Annotated in this window: 11 protein-coding genes; 9 read left to right on the forward strand and 2 right to left on the reverse strand. The window is 43.6% G+C overall.

The window, feature by feature from the left end; all coding sequences use genetic code 11:
* The first annotated feature begins 2 nt into the window (after positions 1-2).
* Genes sufD through FD44_RS05735 form a run of 7 tightly spaced genes read left to right on the forward strand, consistent with a single transcriptional unit; the run spans position 3 to position 6275 of the window.
* Positions 3-1292, forward strand: a complete 1290-nt coding sequence (sufD, locus tag FD44_RS05705; RefSeq protein ID WP_010619162.1) for a Fe-S cluster assembly protein SufD — start codon at positions 3-5, stop codon at positions 1290-1292.
* Complete coding sequence (locus tag FD44_RS05710; protein WP_010619163.1) at positions 1282-2529, forward strand: aminotransferase class V-fold PLP-dependent enzyme; 1248 nt, start codon at positions 1282-1284, stop codon at positions 2527-2529. The genes sufD and FD44_RS05710 overlap by 11 nt, the downstream gene beginning before the upstream one ends.
* Complete coding sequence (sufU, locus tag FD44_RS05715; RefSeq protein WP_010619164.1) at positions 2507-2971, forward strand: Fe-S cluster assembly sulfur transfer protein SufU; 465 nt, start codon at positions 2507-2509, stop codon at positions 2969-2971. The genes FD44_RS05710 and sufU overlap by 23 nt, the downstream gene beginning before the upstream one ends.
* The gene (gene sufB / locus FD44_RS05720) at positions 2971-4377 is read left to right on the forward strand and encodes a Fe-S cluster assembly protein SufB (protein WP_010619165.1); all 1407 of its coding nucleotides are present in this window, start codon (positions 2971-2973) and stop codon (positions 4375-4377) included. The genes sufU and sufB overlap by 1 nt, the downstream gene beginning before the upstream one ends.
* Positions 4378-4404: 27 nt before the next feature.
* Positions 4405-4731: a metal-sulfur cluster assembly factor gene (locus FD44_RS05725; protein ID WP_010619166.1), complete on the forward strand. Its 327-nt coding sequence runs from the start codon at positions 4405-4407 to the stop codon at positions 4729-4731.
* 30 nt (positions 4732-4761) lie between these two features.
* Complete coding sequence (locus FD44_RS05730) at positions 4762-5652, forward strand: helix-turn-helix domain-containing protein (protein ID WP_029327488.1); 891 nt, start codon at positions 4762-4764, stop codon at positions 5650-5652.
* A gap of 11 nt (positions 5653-5663) precedes the next feature.
* Entirely contained in the window at positions 5664-6275 is a 612-nt protein-coding gene (locus FD44_RS05735) for a VIT1/CCC1 transporter family protein (RefSeq protein WP_010619168.1), read from the forward strand.
* A gap of 40 nt (positions 6276-6315) precedes the next feature.
* Here the strand turns inward: FD44_RS05735 and FD44_RS05740 are convergent, their stop codons facing one another.
* Positions 6316-6969: a response regulator gene (locus tag FD44_RS05740; RefSeq protein ID WP_029327489.1), complete on the reverse strand. Its 654-nt coding sequence runs from the start codon at positions 6967-6969 to the stop codon at positions 6316-6318.
* A 1-nt stretch (position 6970) separates the two neighbouring features.
* Positions 6971-8023: a sensor histidine kinase gene (locus FD44_RS05745; protein WP_010619170.1), complete on the reverse strand. Its 1053-nt coding sequence runs from the start codon at positions 8021-8023 to the stop codon at positions 6971-6973.
* A gap of 326 nt (positions 8024-8349) precedes the next feature.
* Here FD44_RS05745 and FD44_RS05750 point away from each other — a divergent pair, with 326 nt between their 5' ends.
* Together FD44_RS05750 and FD44_RS05755 are read left to right on the forward strand one after the other, a co-directional pair.
* A complete protein-coding gene (locus FD44_RS05750; RefSeq protein WP_010619171.1) occupies positions 8350-9105 on the forward strand; it encodes an SDR family NAD(P)-dependent oxidoreductase in 756 nt (251 codons plus the stop codon).
* A gap of 17 nt (positions 9106-9122) precedes the next feature.
* Positions 9123-10088, forward strand: coding sequence for a 2-keto-3-deoxygluconate permease (locus FD44_RS05755; RefSeq protein WP_056973814.1), 966 nt, complete (start codon positions 9123-9125; stop codon positions 10086-10088).
* The last annotated feature ends 5 nt before the right edge of the window (positions 10089-10093 follow it).

The raw sequence follows: 10093 nt of genomic DNA on the forward strand, positions 1-10093 counted from the left end.
AAATGGATTTGGTGAAGGATCAAATAGAAACCGATGAATTAGTCAATGCGGCTAAGCTTAACGGCGAGCCCTCTTGGTTTGTGAACATGCGGTTACACGCTGCCAAACAGATGAACGACTTAAAAATGCCGCTTGTCCAACGTTTTGATTATCGTGATTGGCGATATACCGCTGATGCTAAGCTGCAGTGGGAAACGTCTAGCTTGCTTAATGAAGACATGGGTCAGAAAAGTGACAGTGACATTAGCATAGTCCAGGTGGGACAAACGACCGTTCAGGTCAAGCTACCAGCTGACCTACAACAGAAAGGGGTCATTTTAACGGATATCTTTTCCGCCATTAAAAATTACCCAGATTTAGTCCAAAAGTACCTGATGACAAAGGCGATTACGGCGGAAGATAACCGATTAGCCAGTTATCACCTTGCCTACTTGAATTCAGGAATATTCCTGTATATTCCGGAAAACGTCGTCATCAAAGAACCCATTGAAGCCAAACTTGTGCAGGATAGCACAAAGACTAATCCCTTCATCTCCCACGTTTTAATCGTGGCAGAAGCCGGGAGTGAGGTTGCTTTCACGCAACACCTCACAACCCAAGGCGAAAAGCAAAATGAAGCAAACTGCATGGTCGAAATTTTGGCCGCACAAGATAGTCAGGTTAAGTTCTCTTCAGTAGATGAGCTGGGTGCCAATACGCTCGCTTACCTGGAACGACGGGCATACGTCGAACGTAACGCAACCGTTGACTGGGCGATGGGAATTCTAAACGAAGGTAACACGATTGGGGACTTTAATGCCAATTTGATTGGTGATGGGGCTCAAACGGATGCCAAAGTTATCGCCATTTCTTCTCACAGTCAGCGACTTGGCATCAATACGGGGGTTACTAACCGTGGTAAACATTCAGTTGGAAACATCCTGCAACGGGGCGTCATTCTTGAGAAGTCGGAATTAGTCTTTAATGGCATCGGCAACATTATTCATGGCGCATCTGGTGCCAAAGCTGAACAGGAAAATCGAATTTTGATGATGTCTAGCGAAGCCCACGGAAATGCTAACCCAATTTTGTTAATTGATGAAAATGATGTTTTGGCGGGACACGCAGCCAGTGTCGGCCAAGTGGATCAGCAACAGTTGTACTACTTAATGAGTCGGGGAATTGATTGCGAAACCGCTGAACGATTAGTCATTCGGGGATTCTTGGGTGCCGTTTTAAGTGCCATTCCTGCAAAAGCGGTTCGTCAGCAGCTCATTGGGACAATCGAAAGGAAACTTGAAAATGGACAATAAACTAACAACAATTCGTGCAGATTTTCCAATTCTCAATCAAGACGTTAATGGCGAACCACTTGTCTATTTGGACAATGCCGCAACGGCTCAAAAACCACTAGAGGTTACGGAAGCACTTATTCACTTTTATGAAACGGATAACGCCAACGTTCATCGTGGCGTCCATACCTTGGCGGAAAGAGCAACCGAACAGTACGAAATTGCTCGGGGAAAACTCCAAAAGTTCATCAACGCTGCCGAACCCGCTGAAGTCGTCTTTACGAAGGGGACCACGGACAGCTTGAATTTAATCGCCAGTACTTATGGCCAGCAAGTGATTCATGAAGGTGACGAAATTGTCATTTCAATCATGGAGCACCACAGCAATTTGATTCCTTGGCAACAATTAGCCAATCAAAAACACGCCACGTTGAAATACATTGGGTTAACTGAAGATGGTGAATTGGATATGGCGGATGCCGAAGCCAAAATCACCGATAAAACCAAAATTGTTTCCGTTGCTCACGCTAGCAACGTCATGGGAACCATCAATCCGATTAAAGAACTGACAGAAATTGCGCATCGTCACGGTGCCACAATGGTTTGCGATGGTGCTCAAGCAGTGCCACACACGGCAGTCGATGTACAAGATCTCGATGTCGATTTCTACGCTTTCTCAGGTCACAAAATGATGGGACCAACTGGAATCGGCGTTTTATATGGCAAACGAGCCTTCCTTGAAGCAACGAATCCCTATCAGTACGGCGGCGAAATGATTAACTTCGTCCACAAATTTGATAGTACTTGGAACGAAATCCCCTGGAAGTTTGAGGCAGGAACACAAAATATTGCCGGTGCCATTGGCCTTGGTGCCGCTGCAGATTATCTCAGCCAAATTGGGATGGATAACGTGGCCAGCCATGAACAAGAATTAGTGGACTATCTGTTACCAAAACTAGAAGCAGACGAAGACGTCGAGGTTTACGGACCAGCAAATCCTGATAAGCATACTGGGGTGATCGCCTTTAACATCAAGGGACTTCATCCACATGACGTTGCAACAGCCTTGGACATGGAAGGCATTGCAGTCAGAGCCGGTCATCACTGTGCACAACCGTTGATGGACGAGTTAGGATTGGTTGCCACCGCCCGCGCAAGTTTCTATCTTTACAATACAAAGCAAGATGCCGATAAGTTACTTGCAGCCATTGCCGAAACAAAGGAGTTCTTTAGTAATGGGATTGTCGAAGCTAAGTAGTTTATATCGAGAAGTTATTTTGGATCACGCCGATCATCCCCACCACAAGCAAGAATTGACGGCGTCCACCAAAAACATCACGTTGAAGAATCCGACGTGCGGGGATGTCATCAATTTGGAAATTAATTTAAACGATGACGATATCATTGAGGATATTGGCTTTACGGGGGATGGCTGCACGATTAGTCAATCTTCTGCAAGCATGATGACGGATGCGGTGCTTGGCAAATCAAAGGAAGAGGCCCTCAAAATGGCTAAAACATTCTCTGATATGGTCATGGGAACTGAACATCCGCAAGTCGATTTAGATGAATTAGAAGATGCAGCTATTTTATCAAGCATCATGAGTTTTCCAGCCCGCATTAAATGCGCAACCCTATCATGGTGGGCGTTGCAACGGGCACTACTCAATGATGAAGTCGGACAGGAGGAGGAAGTATAATGTCAGAAATGCCAGAAGCTGTCGTTAAGGATGAAGATTACGAGTATGGGTTTCATGATGATATTAAACCGGCATTTTCAACTGGAAGAGGACTCACTGAGGAAACGGTTCGCGCAATTTCTGCTGCTAAGGAAGAACCCCAGTGGATGCTTGATTATCGGCTAAACGCCTATCAAATTTACAAACGATTATCAATGCCAAAGTACGGTCCAGATTTATCAAAACTAGATTTGAAGAACATGCACTACTATCAAAAAATGACCGATAAAAAGTATCGGGACTGGGAAGATGTTCCTGCCGATTTGAAAAAAACGTTTGATCGTCTAGGGGTACCTGAAGCCGAACGGAATTACTTAGCTGGGTCATCAGCGCAGTACGAATCAGAAGTGGTTTACCACAATATGCGAGACGATTTCGCCAAATTAGGCATCATTTTCACCGATACGGATACTGCGTTAAAGGAATATCCAGAATTATTTAAAAAGTGGTTCGGCAAGCTGGTTCAACCAAACGATAATAAGTTTGCTGCATTGAACGCCGCGGTATGGTCAGGTGGCTCATTCATTTACGTTCCGGCTGGTGTTGAAACCAAAACACCAATCCAGTCGTACTTTAGATTGAATTCGGAAAATTCCGGTCAATTTGAGCGAACCCTCATCATTGTTGAAGAGGGCGCTCGGGTAGACTACGTTGAGGGATGTACCGCACCAAATTATTCCTCAGACAGTCTGCATGCTGCCGTTGTCGAAGTTAACGTTGAGAAGGATGCCTATTGCCGCTACACCACCATTCAAAACTGGTCGGATAACGTTTATAGCCTGGAAACGAAACGGGCTGCAGCTGGCGAAAACGCCACGATGGAGTGGGTTGATGGCAATCTCGGTTCCAAAGTAACGATGAAGTACCCAAGCGTTTATTTAAACGGGGAAGGCGCACGCGGCACCATGCTTTCAATTGCCGTTGCCAGCAACAATATTCACCAAGATTCTGGTGCACGTATGATTCATAATGCCAAAAATACATCCAGCTCAATTGTTTCAAAGTCGATTTCTAAAACGGGTGGGTCAACCGACTACCGGGGGACCGTTCGATTTGGACGGCACTCAGACGGGTCGAAGGCGCACGTGGAATGCGACACCATTATCATGGATGATCAGTCATCATCGGATACGATTCCATACAATGAGATTAGTAACGCCAACGTTTCGATGGAGCATGAAGCGAAAGTTTCTAAGATTTCGGAAGAACAACTGTACTACTTAATGAGTCGGGGAATCTCGGAAGCCAAAGCAACGGAAATGATTGTCATGGGGTTTGTTGAACCATTTACGAAACAACTCCCAATGGAATACGCCGTTGAATTAAACCGCCTTATTAGCTTTGAAATGGAAGGGTCAATCGGTTAGTCAAACGATAAAACGGGGGAAATTAAGATGTCAGAAATGATTGAAAAGAAGTCACAGTTAGAAAGTGACGTAATGCATACGCTGGAACACGTCATTGATCCAGAACTCGGAATTGATTTAGTGAACCTGGGGCTCATTTACGATGTGACGGTTGTGGATGGTGATTGCGAGGTCAAAATGACCCTCACAACCATGGGCTGTCCGGTAGGTGACATGCTGGATAAGGCAATCACCGATGCCGTTCTTGAGGTTGAGGGAATAAACCATTTAAACATTAATTTAGTTTGGGAACCCGCTTGGCACATGAACATGATGAGTCGGTACGCCAAAGTCGCATTGGGAATTCATGAATAGCAAGCTCACTTATAGAATAGGGTTGAAGAGATGGATATAAGTATTTTTATTAAACGCCGGAAAGCAGCAAAAATCTCTCAGGTTAAGTTGTGTGATGGCATATGTACTCAGGCAACGCTAAGTAAGTTTGAGAGTAATAGCCTTGTGCCATCGCTCTCAATCTTAAGCAAACTGTGTCTTCGCTTGGGGTTAACGGTGGACGATTTATATCAGGAGAGTTCACTTTCATCAACTCAGCTTCGGGAAGAATTGGATGACATCGAAAAAGAGCTGATGGTTGAAAATTATCAGGGTGTCTTGAAACGACTATCAGCAATCGATGAACGACAAGTGGACTCCTTATCTTCCCAAATGCAATTTTGTTACTTGCGAGGAAGCGTCAACGCCTTAATTAATCGGCAACCAGACGAGATCCTCTTTGATTTTTCGCGAATTTTAAATGATATTGATGAGAAGCACCAGACCATTTTTACGCAATTGGCGTTTCTGGGATCCGGGATTATGTATTCGCGCCATCAGGAAACCAAGCAGGCACTGTTTTACTTTGATAAGGTGAATCAATACATCAAGGATTCTCGCAAAATCACTTTTAAGGATAAAGATAATCAGTATTATTTACGAATCTTGACGTTGATTTTTTACTCGGCTGAATTTTATGCGGCCCAAGAGAACTATCGAATTAGTAACCAGCTCATTAATGCTGGGGTGAGTCTCTGCTCTGAAAAACGGGTGACCTACTATCTGCCCCGTTTGAAATTCTTAGCCACTCAAAATGCGATTAATCAGGACAAGCAGGCGGACATGATTCACCAGCTCATGGAAGAAACGCTCGCTTTCGCCCGCATTAATCAAAACGAAGTGGTTCAAGTCAAGCTCGCCGCATTACGTTGTCAGTATAATCAGCAGGTGGACGTTGTGTAAGGAGGTCCAACATGTTAAAAATGCAAACACCAACCGTGATCAAGAAGTGTCACTTTGGGGATAGCTTAAACATGATTCGTGCGGCCACGTTAGGCGCAAATGATGGAATTATTTCGGTCTCCGGAATTGTGCTGGGGGCGGCAGCTGCCAATCTATCCGGCCAAACCCTGTTTATAAGTGGGGTGTCGGGGATGCTGGCAGGGGCGTGTTCGATGGCTGGCGGAGAATACATTTCCGTTAGTGCGCAAAAGGAAGTTCAACTGAACCGACTTAATTGTCAGGCAGAAACGAGTGTTAATTATCGAAATTCTGATGCCTATCAAACGAAAATTAATGAACTAGACATTCTAAGTCCAATTCATGCTGCTACAGCTTCGTTCTTCTCGTTTTTATGTGGCGCCGTCATTCCGTTGTTGGCAATCGCATTTTCGGCTAGTCAGTGGCGGGTCCTCAATACGGCGTTGGCCATGATTGTGGCATTGTCGATTAATGCCATTATTGGCAATAGTAAGAGTGAGACACCAATTTACAAAACGGTTCTCCGAAATATTGCGGTTGGTGTGTTTACGACGGCAATTACCTACTTCATTGGGTCGCTGTTGGGTGCGGTGGCGATGGGATGAAAAAAGATCCAGGACAAATTTGTTCTGGATCTTTTTGATATCAAAATTCAATCAAATGGTGGTGCACCGCATAATAAACGAGTTCTACGTGAGTCGTTAACCCCAACTTTCGCATGATGTTGGCCTTGTGAGCCTCGACAGTTTTTGTCGTGATGAACAGCTTAGCGGCAAGTTCCTTGTTGGAGTAGCCAAGCGCAATCAGCGGCAAAACTTCGCGCTCCCGTTTTGATAATGTTTCATAGGTGTAGAGTTCCGCATTTGCCTGGTTGGAATCCATTTCATCTAGGTCACTTTGGTTTAACGTAATATTGACGTCGATAAAGACCTTACCAGCAGCCACCGTCTTGATTCCCCGGATAAGCTCAGAGTCAGGTGAATTCTTCAAAACGTAGCCAAGGGCGCCATTATGGATGGCAGCGTCGATGTATTCTTGCTCGTCGTGCATGGATAAAATCAAGATCGCAACCTTGGGATATTTCGCGTGTAGTCGTTTGGTGGTGACCAGCCCATTTTCTCCAGGTGGCATGCTTAAATCCATCACAACAATATCGATATCGTTTTTTTCCACACCCATAAAAGCCTCTGTGCCATTCTCGGCTTCGAAAATAACTTTGAAATTGGGCATTTTATTAATCACCGAAGTTAGACCAGAACGGACAACCGAGTGATCATCAGCAATTAGGACGTTTATCAGTTTACTCATGGCTCAGACTTCCTTTTTCTATTTGAACGGGGAACGTGACGGTAATGGTTGTGCCAATTGTCAGTTCGGAATGAACCTTAAACACGCCGTTGAGTGCGCGAATACGGCTACTCATATCTCTTAGGCCGAGGGAGTGACCGTTAAATGACTCGGTTTCCGATGTTTCAAAGCCGTCCCCATTATCAATGATTTCCAAATTAATGAAGTGGTTATGCTGGGAAAGAAGCACCACAATTTCTGAGGCATTTGCGTGCTTTAGTGCGTTATTAATGGATTCCTGGCAAATGCGGTACATTGAGTTTTGCACTTCAGTGGAGAGCTGCTCCGGTTTGGCGTTCCCAACAACTGTGATGCTTAAGCCAGAGCTTTCTTCCAACCGGGTGGCTAGACTTCTAAGTGCAGAAAAAAGGCCAAAGTTATCCAAAACAGAAGGGCGCACATCAAGCGCCATGTTTTTGACTTCGGTCAGAGTTTCATTTAATTGATTTTCAATCGTTTGCGTTAATTGGTGCAGGTCCTTAGTAGGGACCGTTTCCAAACGACGAATTCCGCGAATGGCACAGTAAACCCCTTGCGCGATGCTATCGTGTAAGTCCGCCGAAATAGTTTTGCGTTCTTGTTCATTCGCCTTTGAAACATACCGGTTCAGTTTTTGTTTGTCCGCCAACTGATCAATTCGTTTCACGGCACCGTAGTTTTTCAACGTTAATGCAAATAGATGGTTAGTTTTATCTAATTTAGTATAGGTCATGTAATAATTGGCTGGATCCTCATCATCGGTTGAGAAGGCCAGGACGGGCATCGCTTTCTCTGACATTTTCATGCAAATAGCGCAGTTTGAACAACACCCGTGGATGGGTGATTCTTTGGAATCATGCGATTTAGCAAGTTGCACCAAATAGTGAGGGTCAAACTGTAGATGCTTTTGCAGACACTGCGCCAATTTATTGCTCATTAAGAGGTCTTCGTCTTTAAAAATCATAATGGCTACTGGTGTATTTTTAAAATATTGTTCAAGTAGTTCGTTATCGGTATCAGTAGGCATGATTTCGACCTCCCAGAAGGAATATGAAGCAGTGACATAAATGACTGAATGAAAAAGGAGGAGCTTCTACATAAAAAGAAGTTCTCAGAGAATGTGGTGTTCTGAACAAGGTAATTATAACATAGTCTGGGAAGTGGGTGTAAGCGCTTTTATGAGGAGACATAAATGAGAAATGCTACTACATCAACAAAAATAAAAAACGCTTTAAATTAAAATTTAATTAAAAAACACATAGACATTTAATTAAATTTGTTATATATTTAACAAGTAAACGTTTACATGGATATTTTCGTAAGTAAAACCATTTTTATAGGAGGCATCAAGTTATGAAATATGACTATCAAGATAAGTCGGTTATTGTGACCGGTGGCGCAAAAGGAATTGGCTATGAAGTCGTTAAGGGCATCGTTGAAGGCGGCGGTAAAGTGGCGTTACTGGATATCGATGATGATGCAGCAACCAAGACTGCAAAAGAATCTGGCGATAAAGTGAGAACCTATCACGCAGATCAGGGGAATCGTGAAGAAGTAAACAAAGTGTTTACCCAGGTCGTCAAGGACTTTACAAATGTTGACGCATTAGTCAACGTGGCTGGAGTTATTAGCGCCAAATCATTTGATGAATTACCTCCTGAAGAGTGGGATCGTACGATTAAAATTAATTTGACAGGGCCCTATAATACAGTGCACGCGATTTGGTCTCATTTTAAGGCTAATGGTGGCGGGCGAATTGTTAATGTCTCTTCAGTCGCAGGTAAAATTGGCGATGGATTATTGGGAACGGCTGCTTATGCTTCATCTAAAGCAGGTTTAAACGGATTTACAAAAGCAATTGCAAAGGAAGGCGGAAAATTTGGCATCTATGCAAATGCGGTAGATCCGTCATTTACTCATACTTCTATGACGACATCTTTGTCAGAGGACCCAGTTAAGAACCAAAAAGTTATTGGTATTATTCCCTTAGGCCGTCCCGCGGAGCCAGTTGAAATTGCACAGATGATTTTATTCTTTGGATGTGACGCAGCTAGTTTTATTACTGGTGAAATTGGTGATGCTGATGGTGGCGTCGTCATGGACGGTTAATTAAGGGAGAGATTATTATGGCAGAAAATACAGCGAGTAAACCCGTAGCAAAGAAAAAGAAACACTTTTCGATACCAGGCGGGAATATCATTATTCCAATGTTTATTGGTGCTTTAATCAATACGTTTTTTCCTAAATTTCTATTAATTGGTGGTTTTACAACACCATTAGCTCAGGGATCTGGTGCCTTAGTTGGTGCTTTTCTATTTGTTATCGGTGGAACTATTTCATTCAAGGCGACACCTGCCGCTGCAAAACGAGGCGGAACTATTATTATCACGAAAGTTATTGTGGCCGTTGTATTAGGCCTAGTTGTTGGTAAATTGTTAAATAATAATTTTCTTGGTCTTAGTGCCCTAGCAATCATTGGTGCGATGTCGGGAGCTAACAATGCTATGTATGCAGGGATTGTTCATGATTTCGGAGATGAGATTGATGAGGCAGCCGTTGGTATTACCATTTTAAGTGTTGGACCTTACGTAACGATGATTGCTTTAGCGTCTTCTGGATTGGCATCATTTTCTATTGTTACCTTAGTGGCAACAATCTTGCCGTTGTTGGTAGGAATGTTATTGGCTAATTTGTTCCCAGCAGTTAAGAAGATTTTAAATGATGGGATGAATGCTTCAATAGTTGTAGTTGGATTTGCACTTGGATGTACGATGAATTTTCAACAAATTTTTGTTAGTGGAATGTCTGGAATCTTATTAGGAGTCATCGTAACGCTTGTTGGTGGTGCAATCACTATTTGGACAGACAAATTAACTGGAGGATCAGGAATTGCTGGTGCCGCAATTTCAAGTTGTGCGGGTTCTAATATGGCAACTCCGGCAGCACTTGCAGCGGTTGATTCTAGTTATAAAGCGGTAGCCGCAACGGCAACTGCTCAAATTACTGCTGCCGTGGTTGTGACAGCAAATTTAACGCCAATGTTGACAGCATGGGTGGCGAAAAGAAATAAGAATGGCAAATTCTATAATTAATCCGA

It is taken from the genome of Secundilactobacillus malefermentans DSM 5705 = KCTC 3548 (assembly GCF_001436395.1).
GTDB lineage: Bacteria > Bacillota > Bacilli > Lactobacillales > Lactobacillaceae > Secundilactobacillus > Secundilactobacillus malefermentans.